At 63.1% G+C, this 21,945-nt stretch carries 21 protein-coding genes; 16 read left to right on the top strand and 5 right to left on the bottom strand.

The window, feature by feature from the left end; genetic code table 11:
* Positions 1–90: 90 nt before the first annotated feature.
* Both BRPE64_RS20100 and BRPE64_RS20095 read right to left on the bottom strand, forming a co-directional pair.
* The gene (locus BRPE64_RS20100; protein ID WP_044042594.1) at positions 91–411 is read right to left on the bottom strand and encodes a type II toxin-antitoxin system PemK/MazF family toxin; all 321 of its coding nucleotides are present in this window, start codon (positions 409–411) and stop codon (positions 91–93) included.
* Complete coding sequence (locus BRPE64_RS20095; protein WP_044042592.1) at positions 405–653, bottom strand: AbrB/MazE/SpoVT family DNA-binding domain-containing protein; 249 nt, start codon at positions 651–653, stop codon at positions 405–407. Before BRPE64_RS20095 ends, BRPE64_RS20100 begins: the two co-directional genes overlap by 7 nt.
* A 362-nt stretch (positions 654–1,015) precedes the next feature.
* On the opposite strand from BRPE64_RS20095, the gene leuC reads away from it, so the two are divergent.
* From leuC to BRPE64_RS20015, 16 genes are all read left to right on the top strand, one after another.
* The gene (leuC, locus tag BRPE64_RS20090) at positions 1,016–2,425 is read left to right on the top strand and encodes a 3-isopropylmalate dehydratase large subunit (RefSeq protein WP_016355378.1); all 1,410 of its coding nucleotides are present in this window, start codon (positions 1,016–1,018) and stop codon (positions 2,423–2,425) included.
* A 30-nt stretch (positions 2,426–2,455) separates the two neighbouring features.
* The gene (gene leuD / locus BRPE64_RS20085; RefSeq protein WP_016355377.1) at positions 2,456–3,106 is read left to right on the top strand and encodes a 3-isopropylmalate dehydratase small subunit; all 651 of its coding nucleotides are present in this window, start codon (positions 2,456–2,458) and stop codon (positions 3,104–3,106) included.
* An 82-nt stretch (positions 3,107–3,188) separates the two neighbouring features.
* A complete protein-coding gene (leuB, locus tag BRPE64_RS20080) occupies positions 3,189–4,256 on the top strand; it encodes a 3-isopropylmalate dehydrogenase (RefSeq protein ID WP_016355376.1) in 1,068 nt (355 codons plus the stop codon).
* Positions 4,257–4,652: 396 nt separating this feature from the next.
* Entirely contained in the window at positions 4,653–5,774 is a 1,122-nt protein-coding gene (gene asd / locus BRPE64_RS20075) for an aspartate-semialdehyde dehydrogenase (protein ID WP_016355374.1), read from the top strand.
* Between the two features lie 150 nt (positions 5,775–5,924).
* A complete protein-coding gene (locus tag BRPE64_RS20070) occupies positions 5,925–7,952 on the top strand; it encodes a FimV/HubP family polar landmark protein (protein ID WP_069915711.1) in 2,028 nt (675 codons plus the stop codon).
* 1 nt (position 7,953) lies between these two features.
* Complete coding sequence (gene truA, locus BRPE64_RS20065) at positions 7,954–8,757, top strand: tRNA pseudouridine(38-40) synthase TruA (protein WP_016355372.1); 804 nt, start codon at positions 7,954–7,956, stop codon at positions 8,755–8,757.
* A complete protein-coding gene (locus BRPE64_RS20060) occupies positions 8,754–9,422 on the top strand; it encodes a phosphoribosylanthranilate isomerase (RefSeq protein WP_044042799.1) in 669 nt (222 codons plus the stop codon). The genes truA and BRPE64_RS20060 overlap by 4 nt, the downstream gene beginning before the upstream one ends.
* 49 nt (positions 9,423–9,471) lie before the next feature.
* On the top strand, positions 9,472–10,665 hold the full coding sequence (trpB, locus tag BRPE64_RS20055) for a tryptophan synthase subunit beta (protein WP_016355370.1): 1,194 nt from the start codon (positions 9,472–9,474) through the stop codon (positions 10,663–10,665).
* A gap of 11 nt (positions 10,666–10,676) precedes the next feature.
* Complete coding sequence (locus tag BRPE64_RS20050; protein WP_016355369.1) at positions 10,677–11,555, top strand: DNA-methyltransferase; 879 nt, start codon at positions 10,677–10,679, stop codon at positions 11,553–11,555.
* Between the two features lie 85 nt (positions 11,556–11,640).
* Positions 11,641–12,441 carry a tryptophan synthase subunit alpha gene (gene trpA, locus BRPE64_RS20045; protein ID WP_016355368.1) on the top strand — a complete coding sequence of 267 codons (801 nt, stop codon included), beginning with the start codon at positions 11,641–11,643 and terminating at the stop codon, positions 12,439–12,441.
* 70 nt (positions 12,442–12,511) lie between these two features.
* On the top strand, positions 12,512–13,384 hold the full coding sequence (gene accD / locus BRPE64_RS20040) for an acetyl-CoA carboxylase, carboxyltransferase subunit beta (RefSeq protein WP_016355367.1): 873 nt from the start codon (positions 12,512–12,514) through the stop codon (positions 13,382–13,384).
* Between the two features lie 88 nt (positions 13,385–13,472).
* The gene (folC, locus tag BRPE64_RS20035; protein ID WP_016355366.1) at positions 13,473–14,783 is read left to right on the top strand and encodes a bifunctional tetrahydrofolate synthase/dihydrofolate synthase; all 1,311 of its coding nucleotides are present in this window, start codon (positions 13,473–13,475) and stop codon (positions 14,781–14,783) included.
* A 43-nt stretch (positions 14,784–14,826) separates the two neighbouring features.
* Positions 14,827–15,675 (top strand): SPOR domain-containing protein, encoded by an 849-nt coding sequence (locus BRPE64_RS20030; protein WP_016355365.1) that lies wholly within the window; start codon positions 14,827–14,829, stop codon positions 15,673–15,675.
* Positions 15,676–15,682: 7 nt separating this feature from the next.
* The gene (locus BRPE64_RS20025; protein ID WP_016355364.1) at positions 15,683–16,216 is read left to right on the top strand and encodes a CvpA family protein; all 534 of its coding nucleotides are present in this window, start codon (positions 15,683–15,685) and stop codon (positions 16,214–16,216) included.
* 153 nt (positions 16,217–16,369) lie between these two features.
* A complete protein-coding gene (gene purF / locus BRPE64_RS20020) occupies positions 16,370–17,917 on the top strand; it encodes an amidophosphoribosyltransferase (protein ID WP_016355362.1) in 1,548 nt (515 codons plus the stop codon).
* Between the two features lie 108 nt (positions 17,918–18,025).
* Complete coding sequence (locus BRPE64_RS20015; RefSeq protein WP_016355361.1) at positions 18,026–19,213, top strand: O-succinylhomoserine sulfhydrylase; 1,188 nt, start codon at positions 18,026–18,028, stop codon at positions 19,211–19,213.
* On the opposite strand, the gene BRPE64_RS20010 is transcribed toward BRPE64_RS20015, so the two are convergent.
* The 3 genes from BRPE64_RS20010 to BRPE64_RS20000 form a co-directional block, all read right to left on the bottom strand.
* A complete protein-coding gene (locus BRPE64_RS20010; protein WP_016355360.1) occupies positions 19,210–20,001 on the bottom strand; it encodes a helix-turn-helix transcriptional regulator in 792 nt (263 codons plus the stop codon). The two genes, BRPE64_RS20015 and BRPE64_RS20010, sit on opposite strands and share 4 nt — an antisense overlap.
* Positions 20,002–20,011: 10 nt before the next feature.
* The gene (locus tag BRPE64_RS20005) at positions 20,012–20,353 is read right to left on the bottom strand and encodes an FKBP-type peptidyl-prolyl cis-trans isomerase (RefSeq protein WP_016355359.1); all 342 of its coding nucleotides are present in this window, start codon (positions 20,351–20,353) and stop codon (positions 20,012–20,014) included.
* A gap of 124 nt (positions 20,354–20,477) precedes the next feature.
* A complete protein-coding gene (locus BRPE64_RS20000) occupies positions 20,478–21,890 on the bottom strand; it encodes a hypothetical protein (RefSeq protein WP_016355358.1) in 1,413 nt (470 codons plus the stop codon).
* Positions 21,891–21,945: the final 55 nt, after the last annotated feature.

The raw sequence follows: 21,945 nt of genomic DNA, 5'->3' as shown, positions 1-21,945 counted from the left end.
CAAGTTGCTGTGAAAGCCCCGGCGGGTAACCGCCGGGGCTTTTTTTTCGATGCCACGCGAAAACCCGGAAGACGCTGCATTGATCGTTGGCTACTCGGCGAACACTTCCTGCAAAGTGCTCAATGTGCTCGAGAGCGTATCGTCAGAAACGGCCCCCTCTTTTTTGACCAGCCGCACTTTGTCGACAGTGCGAATCTGATCCAGGAGGATGAGCCCTTCCTGCCTTTTGAACGAGATCGGAATGCGAAAGGGAGCAGGCCTTCCCTTGGAAGTCATCGGCGCGACAATGACCGTGCGCAGATGTTCGTGCAACTCGCCCGGCGAGACCACGACACACGGTCGAGTCTTTTCAATCTCGCTGCCGAGAGTCGGGTCTAGCGCGACCAGCCAGATATCGCCACGGGCTACCATTTGAGCTCCGCGTCGTCAGCATTGCCGAACTCGCCCATGACGAGCGCGTCATCCCCGCTCTGTGCGAGCGCCTTGCTGGCTTCGGCCCACCCCTGGCGAGTCTTGTTGCGCGGACGACGCAATACGATCGCGTCATTTTCGATTTCCATTTCGACCTCCTTTTCAAGGCCCAGCTGGGCAAGCAATGGTTTGGGAATCAGGACGCCTTGAGAGTTGCCCATCTTCCGGATCGTGGTTTTCATGGAGTCGCTCGTGATCGAGTATGGAAGCACTATGTTATAACTCCTTTGGGTGTTCGGTCAATACAATGTTATTACGAGCGCATGATGAAGCGCCCGATAACAGACTAAGCGACGCCATGCGCACCGACCATTCGGCCAAACGGGTTAAGCCAATGCACGCCTATCGCGCGCACCCGGACGCCGACGCAAGGTGGTAGTGCCGATCCGGGTATCGCCACCACTAGCATAACTATCTGTTTTTACAAGGTTTTTTCCATCAGCCTAGTACCCGGACCGCGCCCGGAAGTGGCATAATCGGTTCACAAGCTGTCGCTGGACCCACGACAGCACATTCCCCGCAGTCACCCACGAAAGCGCTCACCATGGCACAGACTCTCTACGACAAACTGTGGAACACCCACGTGATCCACACGGAAGACGACGGCACCTCGATCCTCTATATCGACCGTCACCTGCTGCATGAAGTGACGAGCCCGCAGGCCTTCGAAGGCCTGAAGCTCGAGAAGCGCCCGGTGTGGCGCATCAGCGCGAATCTGGCCGTGTCCGACCACAACGTGCCGACCACCGACCGTTCGCACGGCATCGCCGATCCGGTGTCGAAGCTTCAGGTCGATACACTCGACCAGAACTGCGATGCTTTCGGCATCACGCAATTCAAGATGAACGACCTGCGTCAGGGCATCGTGCACATCATCGGGCCGGAGCAGGGCGCGACGCTGCCCGGCATGACGATCGTCTGCGGCGACTCCCACACCTCCACGCACGGCGCGTTCGGCGCGCTGGCGCACGGCATCGGCACGTCGGAAGTGGAGCACGTGCTCGCCACGCAAACGCTCTTGCAGAAGAAGAGCAAGAACATGCTGATCAAGGTCGAAGGCCAGTTGCCGCGCGGCTGCACCGCGAAGGACATCGTGCTCGCGATCATCGGCAAGATCGGCACGGCGGGCGGCACGGGTTACGCGATGGAATTCGGCGGCTCGACCATCCGCGCACTGTCGATGGAAGGCCGCATGACGGTCTGCAACATGGCGATCGAAGCGGGCGCGCGCGCCGGCATGGTCGCCGTGGACGACACGACCATCAACTATCTGAAGGACCGGCCGTACTCGCCGCAGGGCGTCGAATGGAATCAGGCGGTCGAGTACTGGCGTCAGTTCAAGTCGGATCCGGATGCGCAGTTCGACCGCGTCGTCGAGCTGAATGCGGCCGAGATCGTGCCGCAAGTGACTTGGGGTACGTCGCCGGAAATGGTGACGTCGATCGACGGCCGCGTGCCCGATCCCGAGAAGGAAAAAGACCCCGTCAAGCGCGATGCGATGGAACGCGCGCTGACCTACATGGCGCTCACGCCGAACACGCCGATCGAAGCCATCCGGCCGGACAAGATCTTCATCGGCTCGTGCACGAATGCGCGTATCGAAGACTTGCGCGCCGCCGCGTATGTCGTGAAATCGCTCGGCAAGCGCGTCGCGACGAACGTGCGTCTGGCGATGGTCGTGCCGGGCTCGGGTCTCGTGAAGGCGCAAGCCGAGCGCGAAGGCCTCGACAAGATCTTCACGAACGCCGGTTTCGAATGGCGCGAACCGGGCTGCTCGATGTGCCTCGCCATGAACGCCGACCGGCTCGAACCGGGCGAACGCTGCGCATCGACGTCCAACCGCAACTTCGAAGGCCGTCAGGGCACGGGCGGACGCACGCATCTCGTAAGCCCCGCAATGGCCGCCGCGGCCGCCATCGAAGGGCACTTCGTCGACGTGCGCAAGCTCGCGTGATCAACCGGTAAAGTCAAAGGCTCAAGCGTCATGGAAAAATTCACTGTGCATAGCGGCCTCGTCGCGCCGCTCGACCGCGAAAACGTCGATACCGACGCGATCATCCCGAAGCAGTTCCTGAAGTCGATCAAGCGCACCGGCTTCGGCCCGAACGCGTTCGACGAATGGCGTTATCTCGATGTCGGCCAGCCCGGCCAGGACAACAGCAAGCGTCCGCTCAATCCGGATTTCGTGCTGAATCAGCAGCGTTATCAGGGCGCGTCTGTGCTGCTTACGCGCAAGAATTTCGGCTGCGGCAGTTCGCGCGAACATGCGCCGTGGGCGCTGGATCAATACGGCTTTCGCGCGATCATCGCGCCGAGTTTCGCGGACATCTTCTATAACAACTGCTTCAAGAACGGGCTGCTGCCGGTCGTGCTGACCGAGCAGGAAGTCGACAAGCTCTTCAACGAGACATATGCGTTCGTCGGTTTCAAGCTGACGATCGATCTCGAAGCGCAAGTCGTGCGCACCGGCGACGGCACCGAGTACAAGTTCGATGTGCCGGGCTTCCGCAAATACTGTCTGCTGAACGGCTTCGACGATATCGGCCTCACGCTGCGTCACGCCGACAAAATCCGCCAGTACGAAGCCGAGCGCCTCGCGAAGCAGCCGTGGCTGAACCATCGGCTCGTCGGCTAAATGAGATTGATAGGCCAAGGCGGTCCCGTACCGCCTGGCATTACTCCGCCGTTGCGGAGATAGACCCAAAGGAAATCGAGACATGAAGATTGCAGTGTTGCCCGGCGACGGGATCGGTCCGGAAATCATGGCCGAAGCGGTCAAGGTGCTGAACGCGCTCGGCGAGAAATTCGAACTGGAAGAGGCGCCGGTCGGTGGCGCGGGTTACGAGGCGCAAGGCCATCCGCTGCCTGAATCGACGCTGAAGCTCGCGAAGGAAGCCGACGCCATCCTGTTCGGCGCCGTCGGCGACTGGAAGTACGACAAGCTCGAGCGCGCTTTGCGTCCCGAACAGGCGATCCTCGGCCTGCGCAAGCATCTGCAACTGTTCGCGAACTTCCGTCCGGCGATCTGCTATCCGCAGCTGACGGGCGCGTCGTCGCTGAAGCCGGAAATCGTTTCGGGACTCGATATCCTGATCGTGCGCGAATTGAACGGCGACATCTATTTCGGCGCGCCGCGCGGCGTTCGTCAGGCGCCGGACGGTCCGTTCGAAGGCGCGAAGGAAGGCTTCGACACGATGCGTTATTCCGAACCCGAAGTGCGCCGTATCGCGCACGTCGCGTTTCAGGCGGCGCAGAAGCGCGAGAAGAAGCTGACGAGCGTGGACAAGGCGAACGTGCTCGAAACGTCGCAACTGTGGCGCGACACGATGATCGACGTCGCGAAGGAATACGCGGACGTCGAGCTGTCGCACATGTACGTCGACAATGCGGCGATGCAGCTCGTCAAGGCGCCGAAGGCCTTCGACGTGGTCGTCACCGGCAACATGTTCGGCGACATCCTCTCGGACGAAGCCGCCATGCTCACGGGCTCCATCGGCATGCTGCCGTCGGCGTCGCTCGACAAGAACAACAAGGGGCTGTACGAGCCGTCGCACGGTTCCGCGCCGGACATCGCGGGCAAGGGCGTCGCCAATCCGCTCGCGACCATCCTGTCCGCTGCAATGATGCTGCGTTACTCGCTCGGCAAAACGGAGCAGGCCGATCGTATCGAAAGCGCGGTGAAGAAGGTGCTGGAGCAGGGCTATCGCACCGGCGACATCGCGACGCCGGACGGCAAGATCGTCGGCACGAAGGAAATGGGCGACGCGGTGCTGAAGGCGCTGTAAATGCTCGAAGAGCGATCGGCCGTTCGCGCAATAAAGCGGCCGATCGTCTCCTTTTGCTGATATTCGCGCAAGATCCGCACGAATTTTGATCGCGCGCGAGTCGGGCTGACGAAAACTTCGGGTTATCGTGTATATTCTTTTGTCATGGCGAAGAACTCTCAATTCTCTCTGGATTCCATCGGTCGCGGCGCACACGCCAGCGTGACGGAACTCGCCATCGGCAAAATCGGCAGCACGCGCATCGACGCCACCATTGGCACGTCGAAAACGCGCATTACGAAAATCTCCATCAAAACGATCACGATTCGCTGATCGTCCCCCGTGTCCGAGCGTCTTCCCCGCGCGGCCACGCCGGGTAAAGATGCGGGGAAGCGTCCACTTCAAAGGTAGTGAGTCATGAACGTAGGTCTCGTTGGTTGGCGCGGCATGGTCGGCAGCGTCCTGATGCAACGCATGCAGCAGGAAGGCGATTTCGACTTGATCGAACCGGTGTTCTTCAGCACCAGCAATGCGGGCGGCAACGCGCCGTCGTTCGCCAAAAACGAGACGAAGCTCAAAGACGCGACAAGCATCGACGACCTGAAAAAGTGCGACGCCATCATTACGTGCCAGGGCGGCGACTACACCAACGAGGTGTATCCGAAGCTGCGCGCGGCGGGCTGGAAGGGTTACTGGATCGACGCGGCCTCCGCGCTGCGCATGAAGGACGACGCCGTGATCATTCTCGATCCGGTCAATCTCGACGTCATCAAGGATTCGCTGGTCAAGGGCGGGCGTGACTTCGTCGGCGGCAACTGCACGGTCAGCCTGATGCTGATGGCGCTCGGCGGCCTGTTCCGCGAGAACCTCGTCGACTGGATGACGGCGATGACCTATCAGGCCGCATCCGGCGCGGGCGCGCAGAACATGCGCGAACTGCTGCAGCAGATGGGCGTGCTCTACGGCGCGGCGAAGGAAGATCTCGCCGATCCGTCCTCGGCCATTCTCGACATCGACCGCCGCGTGCTCGCCGCCATGAACAGCGAGCGCATGCCCGTCGACCATTTCGGCGTGCCGCTCGCCGGCTCGCTGATTCCGTGGATCGACAAGGATCTCGGCAACGGCATGTCGAAGGAAGAGTGGAAGGGCGGCGCGGAAACCAACAAGATTCTTGGCAAGCCCGCGATGGGTCAGCCGGGCTCGATTCCCGTCGACGGTCTGTGCGTGCGCATCGGCGCGATGCGCTGCCATTCGCAGGCGCTCACCATCAAGCTCAACAAGGACGTGCCGCTCGACGAAGTGAACGAGATCCTCGCGTCCGCAAACGACTGGGTGAAGGTTGTGCCGAACGAACGCGAAGCATCGATGCGCGATCTGTCGCCGGCGGTTGTCACGGGCACGCTGACGGTGCCGGTCGGACGTTTGCGCAAGCTGGCGATGGGCGGCGAATATCTGTCGGCGTTCACGGTCGGCGACCAGTTGTTGTGGGGCGCGGCCGAACCGCTGCGCCGCATGCTGCGCATTCTGCTCGACAAGTAAAGTAAACTACGCGCCAGAAGCGCGGCCAGAACCAGAAAGCGTCGCGTGTCTCGCGGCGCTTTTTGTTTTTTTGCTGCTTCGTTGCAAAACCGTATTCGCGCGGACGGCTGTTGCCGTTTCGTTTCGATTTCGCCGCCTTCCGGAGCTTCAATGATCCAACGACCTCGCCGGTCTTTCGTTTCGTCATCGCGCGCGGCGCTCGCTGCGGCAAGCTTGTCCGTATGTGCGGTGTTTTGGGCGGCACCGGGCAATGCCTTTGCTCAGGCAAACGGCGCCGCCGCCAGCGCGACGCCCGCGGCCGACGGCGCGGCGCAATACGCGGTGAAGCCGGGGCAATCGCTGAGCGATATCGCCGGCGAGCTGACGGGATCGAAAGACCGCGACGTTCGTGCGCGTGCGGCGCGCGCGCTGTTCGAAGCCAATCCGAACGCGTTCGCCAATCACGACATCAACAAGCTGAAGCTCGGCTCCGTGCTGAGCGTGCCGCCGGAACTGGGCGGTGTGGCGGCTTCTGCTCCGGCGTCTGCGTCTGCTTCTGCCGAAGCGCAAAACGCAGCGGTCGAGTCTTCGGCGGCCAGTGACGCGAGCGCGCCTTCGTCCGAGAGCGCGACGGCCGCGGCACCGGCATCCGCCGTAGAGCCGGTCGCGAGCGCGCCTCAAGACGTTGCGTCGGCGCCGGCGCAGACTGCCGAAACCGCGTCCGCGCCGGTGACGACCGCCAGCGCGCCCGCGAGCACGGCGCCCGCGCCCGAAAAGAGCGGTGGCATGTCGCCGGTGATCATCGGCATTGCGATTGCGGTGATCGCCGGTCTGTTCCTGATGCGTCGACGCGGCAAGCGAAACGACGCAAAGCGCGCCGACGACGATGCATCGCCCCGCACATACGCCTCCCTCGAGGAAGCGCAAGCCGAGGCGGCTGCGCGCAACGGATCGCTTGCCAAGGGGCAGGCTGCTTCGGCCGCTGGGGCTGGCGCCGTTGCTGTCGCGGCGGCAGATCTCGGAGGCAAGTCGACCGGGCGTAGCACATCGGAACCCGATGCGACTGCGCCGGCCGTCGAAAACGCCGACACGGTGCCTGCACGCATGACGCCATCGGACGACGAACTGCCGCCGACCATCGAAGCACCTGCGACGCCAGAGCCGTCGAGTACTGAAGCGCAAGCGGAGCCGCTTCGTCCGGTCGAGGATGCCAAGCCATTCGCACCGATCTCGCCTGCCGCGCGGCATCCCGATTTCGTTCCGCCTTTGCCCGGCGCGGCCGAGCCGAACGCACGCCAAGCCGACCAGACGACCGGGCCAGCCGCCGAAAAATGGGAAGCCGAAGAGCGCGAAGCCGCGGCGCGCCGCGCGGCCGCTCAGGAGGCGTTGGAGCGCGAAGAACGCGAAGAACGTGCAAGGGAAGCGGCCGCGCGCGAAACGCTTGCTCGCGACGCGGCCAATCGTCAGGCCGAAATGCGCGAAGTCACCGGGCGCGAGGAACAGGCGCGCGAGGCTGCGGCGCGGGAGATCGTCGCCCACGAGGCCGAGCTTCGCGAATTGAAGGCGCGCACTGCGGACGAGCAGGATCCGGACGACGAACCTTCGATCGCGCACAGTTTCCCGATGCCGAAGTTCCCGCAGGAGGCAGTTCAGGCGCTCGACTCGCTGGACATGGACTTGCCGCCGCGCATGGAGCTGAAGCTCGCCGAGCCCGCCAATGACGCGCTTCCGGCGCCGGCGTCGCAGACGCCGGAAGCGCCCCTGGAAGCACCGCCGGCCGAGCCGCTAGACGACGCGCAACCCATCGAGCAGGCGCCGTTCTTGCCGCAACCGGTGGCGGAGAACCCGCCGCAGCCGGCCGATACCGAGGCGAAGCAGCCGCAATCGGTCGCGGCGCAGATCGAAGCGGGGACCGCGGGCGCGGCGTCGGTCGCGGGTCTCGGCGCGACGCGTTTCGGACCGCTGAGCCTCGATTTCGACCTCGGTCCAACGTCGAGCGCGACCGAGCCGCTACCCGCGCTGACCCCCGCGCAACTGGCGACCATCGCGCGCAACAAGCTCGAACTTGCTGCCGAGTACATCGAACTGGGCGACCTCCAGGGCGCGCGCACCTTGCTACAAGAGGTGATCGAATCGAACGATCCTGCAACACGCCAGCAGGCCGCCACACTGCTCTCGACGCTCGCACCGCACTCTTGAAATGCGCATTGCTTTAGGTATTCAGTACGATGGATCGGCGTTTTGCGGCTGGCAATCCCAGCCGCACGGCAAGACGGTGCAGAACGAACTGGAGCGCGCGCTCGCGAACTTCGCGCAGACGCCGCTGCAGACAGTCGTGGCCGGACGCACGGATACGGGCGTGCACGGGCTTGGCCAGGTCGTGCATTTCGATACCGATCTGGACCGCACCGATTTCTCGTGGGTGCGCGGCACGAACGCCTTCCTGCCGGAGACCGTCGCGGTGCAGTGGGCCAAGCCGATGTCCGATGATTTCCACGCACGTTTCGCGGCCTTCGAGCGCACCTACTATTACGTGCTCTACGTCAATCCGGTGCGTTCGCCGATGCTCGCAAAGCGCGCGGGCTGGGTCCATACGCCGCTCGACGTCGCCGCGATGCGCGACGCAATCGCGTGCCTGATCGGCGCGCACGATTTTTCGTCGTTTCGTGCGGCCGATTGCCAGTCGAAAACGCCGGTCAAGCACCTTCATCAGATCGACGTGCGCGAGCAGGGCGACTTCGTCCATTTCCGGTTTCGCGCCAACGCGTTCCTGCATCACATGGTGCGCAACCTGATGGGATGCTTCGTCGCGATCGGCCGGGGCCGTCATCCGTCGTCGTGGATGGCCGAGGTGCTCGCCGCACGCGACCGCCGGGCCGCCGCGCCGACCTTCATGCCCGACGGGCTGTATCTGGCCGAGGTCGGCTATCCTGAACACTTTGCTGTGCCGCCGCCGCACATCGCCAGCATGCCGTGGAGCGCCGTCTGGGCGGAGCCGAAATGACCGAAAGAGATTTGCATCGAACCCGCATCAAGCTGTGCGGACTGTCGCGTGTCGAAGACGTGCAACACGCCGTTGCGCTGGGCGCGGACGCCGTCGGCTTCGTGTTTTATCCGCCGAGTCCGCGCTCGGTCAGCGTGGCACAGGCGGTCGAACTGGCGCGCCACGTGCCGCCGCTTGTGTCGGCTGTGGGCCTGTTCGTGAATGCGACGCCCGAGTGGATCCGGGAAGTCACGTCGAATGTTCCGCTTTCGCTGTTGCAGTTTCACGGCGATGAAACGCCCGAACACTGCGAGGAACTTGCCGGAATTGCGGGTTTATCCTATTGGCGTGCATTGCGTATTGGGCATGATGCGTCGGCAGACCATTTGATAGAATCGTCTCTTGAGTTCAAAGCCGCAGGCGGCCTTCTGCTCGACGCTCTCGTCGAGGGCTTCGGCGGCGGTGGAAAGGTATTCGATTGGTCACTTATCCCAACAGATCTCGGGCATCAGGCCGTTTTGAGTGGTGGGTTGAACGCGCAAAACGTCAGTGACGCCATTCGGCGTGTGCGCCCGTACGCGGTCGATGTCTCGAGCGGCATTGAAGTGCCGGGCGCCAAGGGCGTGAAGGATCCCGCCCGAATGGCGGCATTCGTGCGCGCGGTGCGCGCGGCGGATGCCGGGTGAATCGAACGTGAGCCGCACAGCCGGCTCATGTAACCGAGAGAGTGACGTAATGTATAACTTGCCAGACGAAAGAGGCCATTTCGGCCAATATGGGGGCGTGTTCGTCTCCGAAACGCTCATCCACGCGCTCGACGAATTGCGCGTCGCGTATGAAGCGGCACAGAAAGATCCCGAGTTCATCGCCGAATACGAGTACGAGCTCAAGCATTACGTGGGCCGTCCGTCTCCCATTTATCACGCCAAACGCTGGAGCGAAATGCTCGGCGGCGCGCAGCTGTATCTGAAGCGCGAAGACCTGAATCACACCGGCGCGCACAAAGTGAACAACGTGATCGGTCAGGCGCTGCTCGCCCGCAAGATGGGCAAGCCGCGTGTGATCGCGGAAACGGGCGCGGGCCAGCACGGTGTTGCCACGGCGACGATCGCTGCGCGTTTCGGCATGGAGTGCGTGGTCTATATGGGTGCCGAGGACGTGCGTCGTCAGGCGGCGAACGTCTATCGCATGAAGCTGCTGGGCGCGACGGTCGTGCCGGTCGAATCCGGCTCGAAGACGCTGAAAGATGCGCTCAACGAAGCCATGCGCGACTGGGTGACGAACGTCGAAAACACGTTCTATATCATCGGGACCGTGGCGGGGCCGCATCCGTATCCGATGATGGTGCGCGACTTCCAGCGGGTGATCGGCGACGAATGCCGCGTGCAGATGCCGGAAATGACCGGCCGTCAGCCGGACGCCGTGATCGCGTGCGTTGGCGGCGGATCGAATGCGATGGGCATCTTTTACCCGTATATCGATGACAAAGACGTTCGGCTGATCGGCGTCGAAGCGGCCGGGGACGGCATCGATACGGGCCGCCACGCTGCATCGCTGATGGGTGGCAGTCCGGGCGTGCTGCACGGCAACCGTACGTATCTGCTCCAGGACGAAAACGGTCAGATCATCGAGACGCATTCGGTGTCGGCGGGTCTCGATTATCCGGGCGTCGGTCCGGAGCACGCGTGGCTGAAGGACGCGGGACGCGCGGAGTACGTCGGCATCACCGACGACGAAGCGCTGAAGGCGTTCCACGACTGCTGCCGAATCGAGGGCATCATCCCGGCGCTCGAATCGAGTCATGCGCTCGCATACGGCGCCAAGCTCGCGAAGACGCTGCCGCGCGACAAGGTGCTGCTCGTCAACTTGTCGGGCCGAGGCGACAAAGATATGCATACGGTCGCCGAGCGATCGGGCATTCAGTTCTGAGCTCCTGAACGATGCGCACTGTCATCGACGAGCCTTTGTCTGCCGGCGCTCTCATCGGCGCCGGTCCCGACATCCGCAACCGCGATTTCCTGGCCGATGCCGCGAACATTCCCGACGCCTCGATCGATTTGATCGTGGCCGATCCGCCTTATGGTCTGGGCAAGGATTACGGGAACGACTCGGACATGTTGTCGGGCGAAGCTTTCCTCGAGTGGACGTACCGCTGGCTCGATCTGGCGATTCCGAAGCTCAAGCCGAGCGGCTCACTCTATATGTTCTGCACGTGGCAATACTCGCCCGAACTGTTCGTGTTCCTGAAGCGCCGGCTTTTGATGATCAACGAGATCGTCTGGGACCGGCGTGTGCCGAGCATGGGCGGAACGACGCGGAAATTCACGTCAGTGCACGACAACATCGGCTATTTCGCGGTATCGAAGGACTACTACTTCGATCTCGATCCGGTGCGCATCCCTTACGACGCAGAGACGAAAAAAGCGCGTTCGCGCAAGATCTTCGAAGGCAGCAAGTGGCTGGAGCTTGGCTATAACCCGAAGGATGTCTGGTCGGTTTCGCGGCTGCACAGACAGCATGCGGAGCGCGTCGATCACCCGACGCAAAAGCCGCTGGAGATCGTCGAGCGGATGGTGCTCGCGAGTTGTCCTCCGGGCGGACGCGTGCTCGATCCGTTCATGGGCAGCGGCACGACAGCGGTAGCCTGCGCGCGTCATGGCCGCGAATTCACGGGCTATGAGATCAATGCAGATTACTGCACGATCGCCGCAGATCGCATCGCCGAGGCCCATGCTGCGAAGCTTCGGACGAGCGAACCAGCACGTGTGCGCCGCAAGACGACTATCGCCACGGATACCGCCGCGCAGGCCGTCGAATAGCGCCGGATGCGCGCATTTCGTCGCTGATCGCGTCAGATGCTGAAAGGCGGCATCGACGCTAACGAATACGACTTCGAGAATTCTCATGTCCCGTATCAAGAATACTTTTGCGGCACTCGCCGCGCAGGGTAAAAAAGGGCTGATCCCGTTCATCACGGCGGGCGACCCGAACCCCGAACAGACCGTCGAATTTATGCACGCGCTGGCCAAGGGCGGCGCGGACGTCATTGAACTGGGCGTGCCGTTTTCCGATCCGATGGCGGACGGCCCGGTCATCCAGCGTTCGTCGGAACGGGCGCTCGAACGCGGAATGACGTTGAAGCGTGTGCTCGCCGATGTCGCGCGCTTCCGCCAGACCGACAACAAAACGCCCGTCGTCCTGATGGGCTATGCCAATCCGATCGAGCGCATGGGCGCCAATGCCTTTGCGCAAGCCGCGCGGGAAGCGGGCGTCGACGGCGTGCTCGTGGTCGATTATCCGCCCGAGGAAGCGGTCGAATTCGGCGAGACAATGCGTGCCGCCGGCATCGATCCGATCTTCCTGCTCGCGCCGACGTCCACCGACGAGCGCGTCGCGGCAGTCGGCAAGATCGCGAGCGGCTACGTCTATTACGTATCGCTCAAGGGCGTGACCGGCGCGGCAAATCTGGACGTTTCCAGCATCGCGAGTAAAATCCCGGCCATCAAGTCGCATGTGCCGCTGCCAGTCGGCGTCGGTTTTGGCATTCGCGACGCGCAAACTGCGCGCGCCGTCGCCGAAGTCGCGGACGCCGTCGTTATCGGCAGCCGCCTCGTGCAGTTGCTCGAGGAAGCGCCGCCGGACACCGCGGCCGCGTCGCTGACGAGTTTCATCGCCGAAATTCGTCAGGCGCTCGACGCCAAGTAAAATACGCGCCGCCGCAACGTCGCCCGATTCCGGCGCGTTGCGCGGCCACCCGATCAGTCAAGGAAAAACGATGAGCTGGCTCGACAAACTGCTGCCGCCGAAGATCAAGCAAACCGATCCCAAAAGCCGCAAGGGCATTCCCGAAGGCCTTTGGGTGAAGTGCCCGTCGTGCGAGGCGGTGCTGTATCGCAACGACGTCGAGGCGAATCTGCATGTCTGCCCGAAGTGCAGCCATCACATGCGCATCGGCGCGCGCGAGCGCCTCGACCGCCTGCTCGATCCGGAAGGCCGTTACGAGATCGGCCAGGAAGTTGTCCCGGTCGACGCGCTGAAGTTCAAGGACAGCCGCAAATACCCGGATCGCATCAAGGAAGCGATGGACGACACCGGCGAGACCGACGCGATGGTCGTCATGGGCGGCGCGATCCACACGATTCCCTGCGTAGTCGCGTGCTTCGAGTTCTCGTTCATGGGCGGCTCGATGGGCTCCGTAGTCGGCGAGCGTTTCGTGCGCGGCGCGCGCAATGCGCTTGAGCAGAACGTGCCGTTTATCTGCTTTACGGCGTCGGGCGGCGCGCGCATGCAGGAAAGTCTGCTTTCGCTCATGCAAATGGCGAAAACCACTGCGCTTCTGACGCGGCTTTCGGACGCCAAATTGCCGTTCATCTCCGTGCTGACCGACCCGACGATGGGCGGCGTGTCCGCGAGCTTCGCGTTCCTCGGTGACGTCGTGATTGCCGAGCCGAAGGCGCTCATCGGTTTCGCGGGTCCGCGCGTGATCGAGCAGACGGTGCGCGAAAAATTGCCGGAAGGCTTCCAGCGCGCCGAGTTCCTGATGCAAAAGGGTGCGGTCGATATGATCACCGATCGCCGCAAGATGCGCGAAGAGCTGGCCCAGTTGATGGCGCTGATGACGCGTCAACCCGCCGACGCGGTCGCCTGAGCCTTCGGCTACGTCGCACCGATCGTAGCGCCGCGCCGCGCGTGAACCTTCGGTTCCGCGCGGCGTTTTTGTTTTCTCGATCTCAAAAATGAACACTTTCCCCACTCTCGACGCCTGGCTTGCTCATCTCGAAGCGGCGCATCCGGTCGGCATCGACATGGGCCTCGCGCGCATCGGGCGCGTGAAGGAAGCGCTGGGCCTGAGCTTCGCATGCCCGGTCATCACGGTCGGCGGCACGAACGGCAAAGGCTCGACCTGCGCGATCCTCGAAACCATCCTGCTGCGCGCGGGCTATCGCGTGGGCTGCCATACCTCGCCGCATCTGCTGTCGTTCAACGAGCGCGCGCGCATTAACGGCGTCGAGGCGACGGATGCCGAACTGCTCGAACATTTCGAGGCCGTGGAAAAAGCGCGCGCGAGCCTGCCGGAGCCGGTGACGCTCACCTATTTCGAATTCACGACGCTCGCGATCCTGCATCTGTTCGCCTCGCGCGGGCTCGATGCCGTGATTCTCGAGGTGGGGCTCGGCGGACGTCTCGACGCGGTGAATATCGTCGATACGGACTGCGCGGTGATCACGAGCATCGACATCGACCATACGGACTATCTCGGCGACACGCGCGAGAAGATCGGCTTCGAAAAGGCCGGCATTTTCCGGGCGGGCAAACCGGCCGTTTGCGGCGATCCGTCGCCGCCGCAAAGTCTCATCGATCACGCCGAGGCGATCGGCGCGGATCTCTGGCTCGTCGGCCGCGATTTTCGCTACGAAGCGCAGCCGGGCAACGAACGTCAGCAATGGAGCTATCTCGGCCGCGAACAGCGGCGTCCGGCGCTGGCTTATCCGGCGCTACGCGGCGCGAATCAGCTGATCAACACGGCGGCGGCGCTGGCCGCGCTCGAAGCGTTGCGCGACCGGCTGCCGGTGTCGGCGCAGGACATTCGTCTTGGGCTCGCAAACGTCGAATTGCCGGGACGCTTTCAGGTGCTGCCGGGCAAGCCGCAGATCATTCTGGATGTCGCCCACAATCCTCACGCCGCTGCGGTTCTGGCGCAAAACCTCGGCAATATGGGCTATTTTCCGTACACCTACGCGGTGTTCGGGGCAATGCGCGACAAGGACATCGAGGGCGTGGTGAGCCAGTTGAAGGGCGAAATCGATCACTGGAACGTCACCGCGCTGCCGACGCCGCGCGGCGCTTCGGCCGCGCAACTGGAGTCCTCCTTGCGCGATGCCGGAGTCAACGACGGCCCCGACAGCAGCGTTTCGTGCTTTGAAACCCCTGCCGCCGCTTTTCAAGATGCGTTAAATCGAGCCTCCGAAAATGATAGAATTTTGGTTTTCGGCAGTTTCTACACGGTAGCGGGCGTGATGGCCTACCGTCGATCGCGGCATAACTGAGCAGCATCACCGAGACGGTTTGCCGTCCAGCACCAAGCGATACATGGGACTTTTCTCGTTCGGCAAGAAAGACGACTCCGGTCGCGACGCATATTCCGATTCTCCGCGCGGCACGCGTCATACCGTCCGCACGGAACGTCGCACGCGCAGGTCGGAGCGCAGCGAGCGCCACGACACAGACGCCATGATGCTCGATCCGACCCTGCCCGAGAAGCAGCGCGCCCGGCGTCGTCTGGTGGGCGCGATTGCGCTGGTACTGGCCGCTGTCATTGTCCTGCCGATGGTGCTCGACTCCCGCCCGAAGCCCGTCACCGACGACATTTCCATCGATATCCCCAGTCGCCCGGCACCGGCCGTCAAGCAGTCGCGCGACGCGACCGACGCCGACACGCAAGCCGGCGTCGCGCATGACGGTACGGCGGGCGCATCGGACAGCGTGTCAGCGGGCGTGACGCAGCCGCAAGCCGCGGCGCCTGCCGCCACGGCGCAGGCCAAGCCCGAAGCGAAGGAACAAGCCAAGACTGAAGCAAAGGCCGACACCAAGCCGTCGAAGCCTGCCGCGGTCGCCAATCAGGCCACCAAGCCGCAAACTACCGAATCCTCCGAAGACTCCAGCGCGAACACCGCCGCCAATACGCCTTCGTCGCCTGCCGGCAGCCGCTTCGTGCTGCAAATCGGCCAGTTCGACGACGAAACGGCCGCGCAAAATTGGGTCAACAAGTTGAAAGCCGCAGGTGTGCCTGCATATATCGACCATCGCAAGCAGTCGGACGGCTCGACGCGCTCGCTGTTGCGGGCGGGACCGTTCCCGGATCGCGCGTCGGCGTCGGCTGCGCTCGTGAAGGTGCGCCAGGCCGGGCTCGGCGGCGGCAACCGGTCGGCATCGAACTAAGCGTCCGATGTTTACTGCGTTCGATTATGCCGTGATGGCCGTGATCGGCCTGTCCGTGTTGCGTGGCATGTGGCGCGGGCTGCTTGCCGAAGCGTTCGGGCTGGTTGGCTGGATTGCCGCCATTCTGATCGCCGGGCGTTTCGTCGGGTTCGTCGTGCCCTATATTCCGGCGACTTGGCCGGGCGGCGCGCTGACGCAATGGCTCGTGGCGTTCGTGCTGGTGGTCGCGGCGGTATTGCTGCTGTCGAGCGTGCTGTCGTCGCTGCTCACGCGCATCACGGAAGTGACCGGCCTGCGCGGCGTGGACCGCTCGCTGGGCCTGCTGTTCGGCCTCGTGAGAGGGGCTATATTGGTAGTGATTCTGGTCGCCCTGGCTGGCTTGACCGAACTGCCTGAAAAGGATTTCTGGCGCAACGCGCTGCTTAGGCCCATGGCCGAGCAGGGCGTGCGAGAACTGAAAACGCTGCTCCCCGATACGCTCGCTGCGTATGTGCACGTGGCCCCCGCTTCAAGCGGTCTGGCGCCAAACGCCGCACAATAGACGAACGGCCGGCTACACGGGGATACGCGACGGCTCGAAGATGCCCTTCGATTCGGCCCTGCGTGAGTTCGTACGGCCGAATTTCGAGAGAAGTGTCCGACGTGAGCCGGCACCGCCTCGTCTACCCGTTTCGACTCTTTGAAGGACCATGCCATGTGCGGCATCGTAGGTGTAGTTTCCCAAAGTCCCGTCAATCAGCTGATCTATGACAGCCTGCTCCTGCTGCAGCATCGCGGCCAGGACGCAGCGGGCATCGCCACGGCGAACGGTAATAACTTCCACATGCACAAGGCCAACGGCATGGTGCGCGACGTGTTCCGCACGCGCAACATGCGGAGCCTGCCGGGCAACGTCGGCATCGGTCAGGTGCGTTATCCGACCGCCGGTTCCGCCTCGAGCGAGGAGGAAGCGCAGCCGTTCTACGTGAACGCACCGTTCGGGATCATCCTCGCGCACAACGGCAATCTGACGAACTGGACGCAGCTGAAGGACGAGATGTTCCGCATCGACCGCCGGCATATAAACACGGCGTCCGACACCGAAGTCCTGCTTAACGTGTTCGCGCATGAACTGCAACTCGCGAGTTCGGGCCTGCAACTCGACGCCGCCGCGCTGTGGAAGGCGGTCACGGGCGTGCATCGGCGGGTGAAGGGCTCGTACGCGATCGTTTCGCTGATCGCGGGCTACGGACTCGTGGCGTTCCGCGATCCGTTCGGCATTCGCCCGCTCGTGCTCGGCAAGCTGGAAACGGCAACGGGCGTCGAGTGGATGGTGGCGTCGGAATCGGTAGCGATCGAAGGCATCGGCTTCGAGTTCGTGCGCGATGTCGAACCGGGCGAGGCAATTTTCATCGACAGCGAAGGCAACCTGCACAGCCATCAATGCGCCGACAAGCCGACGCTCAACCCCTGCATTTTCGAACTCGTGTATCTCGCGCGTCCGGACTCGTGTCTCGACGGCGTGCCGGTCTATAACGCGCGCCTGCGCATGGGCGACTATCTGGCCGAGAAGATCAAGCGCGTGCTGCCGGACGTGCCGATCGACGTAGTGATGCCGATCCCCGATTCCTCGCGCCCGGCTGCGATGCAAGTCGCCGCGAAGCTCGGCGTCGAGTATCGCGAAGGCTTCTTCAAGAATCGCTATGTGGGCCGCACCTTCATCATGCCGGGGCAGGCGGTGCGCAAGAAATCGGTGCGCCAGAAGCTCAACGCAATGGGCATCGAGTTCAAGGGCAAGAACGTGCTGATCGTCGACGATTCGATCGTGCGCGGCACGACTTCGCATGAAATCGTGCAGATGGCCCGCGATGCCGGCGCGAACAAGGTGATCTTCGCGTCCGCCGCGCCGCCGGTGAAGTTCCCGAACGTGTACGGCATCGACATGCCGACGCGCGGCGAACTCGTCGCCCACGGCCGCAGCGACGAAGAAGTCGCGCGCATGATCGGCGCGGATCATCTCGTGTATCAGGACGTCGAGGATCTCAAGAACGCGATTCGCGACATCAATCCGAACCTCAGGGAATTCGAGGCTTCGTGCTTTGACGGCAACTACATTACCGGCGACGTGACGACCGATTACCTCGATCGCATCGAGACGGCGCGTCTTGCGCCGCAGTCGCAGTCGGACCGCGATGCGGCGAGCGAAGCGCAAGAGGGCGGCGTGACGCGCTCACAATTGCATCTGCAACTATCGGTCGAATGAGGCGCTACTAACGCGCTTCGTCGCAGTGCCGAACGAGCCCGCTTCGTCGATCGTGACGAGCGGGCTTTTTTGCGCTTGGGGCCGGGCCTTTGAACAAGGGAGAACAACATGGACGACAACCTGAGTCTCGACACAGTCGCCGTACGCGCCGGAACCTTGCGCAGCGAATTCAACGAACATTCGGAGGCGCTGTTTCTCACATCGAGCTTCTGCTTTTCAAGCGCCGCCGAAGCTGCCGAGCGCTTCAAGAATGCCGAAGAGGCGTACACGTACTCGCGCTTCACCAACCCGACCGTCACCATGTTTCAGAACCGCCTTGCCGCGCTCGAAGGCGGCGAGGCGTGCATGGCGACGGCATCGGGAATGTCGGCGATATTGTCGGTCGTGATGGCGTCGATGCAGCAGGGCGATCACATCGTCAGTTCGAAGAGCTTGTTCGGCTCGACCATCGGCATGTTCACGCAGATCTTCCCGAAGTTCGGCATCACGACCACGTTCGTCGATGCAACGCGCCCGGAGGAATGGCAAGCTGCCGTGCGGCCCGAGACGAAGATGTTCTTCCTCGAAACGCCGTCGAATCCGTTGACGGAGATCGCGGACATCGAGGCGATCGGCAAGATCGCGAATGCCGTGGGCGCGCTCTTCGTCGTCGATAACTGTTTTTGCAGTCCGGCCTTGCAGCAGCCCTTGAAACTCGGCGCGGATGTCGTGATGCATTCGGCCACCAAGTTTCTCGACGGACAAGGGCGCGTGCTCGGCGGCGCGCTCGTCGGCACGAAGCGCTTCATCATGGAGACGGTGTTTCCCTTCGTGCGCAGCGCCGGCCCGACGATGTCCGCGTTCAATGCGTGGGTCTTGCTGAAGGGCATGGAGACGTTGCCGCTGCGCGTGGAGAAGCAATCGGCGAATGCGCTGGAGATCGCGCGCTGGCTCGAAACGCATCCGGCCGTTGCGCGCGTGTTTTATCCGGGGCTTGAATCGCATCCGCAATACGAAGTCGCGAAGAAGCAGCAGAAAGCGGGCGGCGCGATTTTGTCGTTCGAACTCAAGGGCGACACGCAGGAACAGCAGCGCGCGAACGCGTGGCGCGTGATCGACGGCACGAAGCTCTGTTCGATCACCGGCAACCTCGGCGATACGCGCACGACGATCACGCATCCATCCACGACGACGCACGGACGCCTGACGCCCGAAGTGCGCGAAGCGGCGGGCATACGCGAAGGGCTGATTCGTCTTGCGGTGGGACTGGAGAATCCGGCGGATATCCGCGCCGATCTGGAGCGCGGCCTGAACTAATGCGCGCGCGGCGTCGTGCTTGCGCTCGCGCGCCATTGGCCCGGTGCGATGCCGAAGCGGCGCGTGAACGCATGCGTGAATGCGCTTTGATCGGCGAAGCCGACATCGAGCGCAATATCGGTCAGCGTGATGCGCGGATCGGCGAGCAGCGTGAGCGATGTATCGAGCCGCAGACGATGCAGATAGCGATGCGGCGTTTCGCCGAACGCTTCGTTGAAGAGCTGATGAAAACGACGCATGCCGAAGCCGCAGTGCGCGGCGAGATCGGCGATACGCAACGGCTCCGAAAGATGCAAACGCAACCATCGGTCGATGCGCGCGAAGTCGAGACCGCGTAATGCATCGAGCGCGGCATCGAGCGCGGCATCGCGGCTATCGTGCATGAGCGCGCCGCACAAATGCGCGGCGGCTTGCCACGCGAAACGCTCGGACGCGCGCGCGTCGCCGATATGCACGTGGCGCGCGACATCGGCGACGAGTCGCGTCATCGTCGGATCGATTGCGATAGCGCGTGCGCGTTCGAAGAAGCGCTCGGGCACCGCGATGGAAGTGGCGGGCAGATCGAGCACGAGCTGGCGGTTATCGCCGTCGGCCCAGTACGCGTGACACGCGCCCGCCGGAATGATCCACGCGCCGCCGCAGTCGATGCGCGCGCCGTTGCCATCGACGGCCATTTCCATCGAGCCGTCCATGCCGAGCACGATCTGATGAAAGTCGTGCACTTCCGACGCCCGCGTCGCTTCATAGCGACGCAGCGACACAGCGGGACGAGGCAGCAGCGCGCTCATGCGGGTACGCTCAGACGTCGAGCAATTCCACTTCGAACACGAGCGTGGCGTTCGGCGGAATTACGCCGCCCGCGCCGCGCGCGCCATAGCCGAGTTGCGGCGGAATCGTGAGACGGCGCACCCCGCCCACCTTCATGCCCTGAACGCCTTCATCCCAGCCCTTGATGACCATGCCGCCGCCGAGCACGAAGGCGAACGGATCGTTGCGGTCCTTGCTCGAATCGAACTTCTGGCCGTCGGTGAGCCAGCCCGTGTAATGCACGCTGACGGTCTTGCCGGCGACGGCTTCGCTGCCTTCGCCCACGGTGAGGTCTTCGTATTTGAGACCGGAATCGGTCGTGACTGTCGGCATGGTTGCTCCCTGGTTGCCCGGTCATCAGCATTGGTGATGGATGAGCCGGTGGTCGAAACCAATATTGTAGAACGTCGCAGGGAAGCAGGCGGCGCACGTCATGCGCCGCCCTCAAGGAAGGTCTTTAGAAATGCGGTCCGCGCGGGCCGAAGCGCGAGCCGATACGCGGTGCGACATCCGGCCTGATATGTCGGCCGATCGCCGTGCCGATAGTCGCGCCGCTCTGCGAATCTTCCATCGCGCCCGCCGCCGCGTATTGGTGATTGCGTTCCCGCGCGAGCTTGAGCGCCCGCACGCGTAAGTAAGCCAGCGCGATCAGCGTCCAGGGCGCGAGATAGGCGAACTCGGGCACGGAGACCATCATCATCGTCCAGGTCGCGGCGCAGCACTGGCGCAGCGCCATGCCGCGCGTGTCCCAGTCGAGCTTGAACGCGGGATAGAGCATCAGCGCGCTGATAAAGATCGTGCCGACGACGCCGGTGTTGACCAGCAGCGTCGAGAACAGATCGGTCGAGCGAATATAGCCGAAGCCGATGCCGAACAACTGATTGAGCGGCGACGCATGCGCCCACAACCGCAACGATTCGAGGAACAGCAGCGCGCGATCCGAGCCCGATTCGGTCTTCTGTTCGAGCTTGTCGGTGACCATCTGCTTGAAGAGATCGGCGATATAGTCCTGCGCGATATACGCAATCACGCACAGCACGAACAGGCCGATGAGCGCCTTGATCGGATTGATGCCGAGCTTGCGCACGCGGATCAGCAGATACACCGCGTAGCCGATCAGCACCGTCGACGATGTCGTCATCACGAGCGAGAGCCCAATGACCCATACCGGCCAGCGCACGCGAGAAGTCGCGTTGAAATAGACCCAGAAGGGGAAGACGGACATCGCATACATGGAAGGCTCGCCGGTCAGCGCCTTCAGACGCTGAATCGGGAAACCCTTCACGTCGATCTGCTGAAACGAGCTGCCGTTCACCGTACCGTCCGAACGCACGACGCCACGGCCGAATTGATCGCCGAAACCGCGGTTCGAGATGAAATCGCCCGGCTGCCCGGTCGCGACGAAGTAGGCCACTTCGAACATGCCGTACAACGCCAGCAACGTGATGGCCGCGAGGATCCACTGGTCCCAGGTCGGCTTGTAGTAGTAGTACACGTAAGCCGCATAGAGCACGACGGCCGCCACGTAAATCGACTGCGTGAACATGCTCTTGCGCAGAATGAACGTGATGGGATCGGTCTCGTCGACGAGCACGACCTTGCTGAAGTCGGGATCGAAGGGCGCCATGACATCCGCGAGCTGCGAGGTGCAGAACATCAGCAGCCACACGACGATCGCCGCGCCCAGGAAGTGCAGCCAATGCTTGCGCGCGTTGCCGCCGAACAGCAACACGAGCGGCACGGAGAGGAAGCACATCAGATAGCCGATCGTCGTACCTTGAATGGACGGCGCGACGAGGAACGACGTCACCGGCATCGCGAAGGCCCAGATCCTGTAGTAGAGGTCGGTCAGAGCCGCTTTTTCTTTCATCGTCGATGGGTACGTGTGCCCGTTCCTCGTTTATGGTCGTTCCCTGCGCGTCGCA

Source organism: Caballeronia insecticola (genome assembly GCF_000402035.1).
Taxonomy (GTDB): domain Bacteria; phylum Pseudomonadota; class Gammaproteobacteria; order Burkholderiales; family Burkholderiaceae; genus Caballeronia; species Caballeronia insecticola.
Note: the sequence above shows the minus strand (reverse complement) of the source record. Positions and strands in the feature narration are given on the sequence as shown.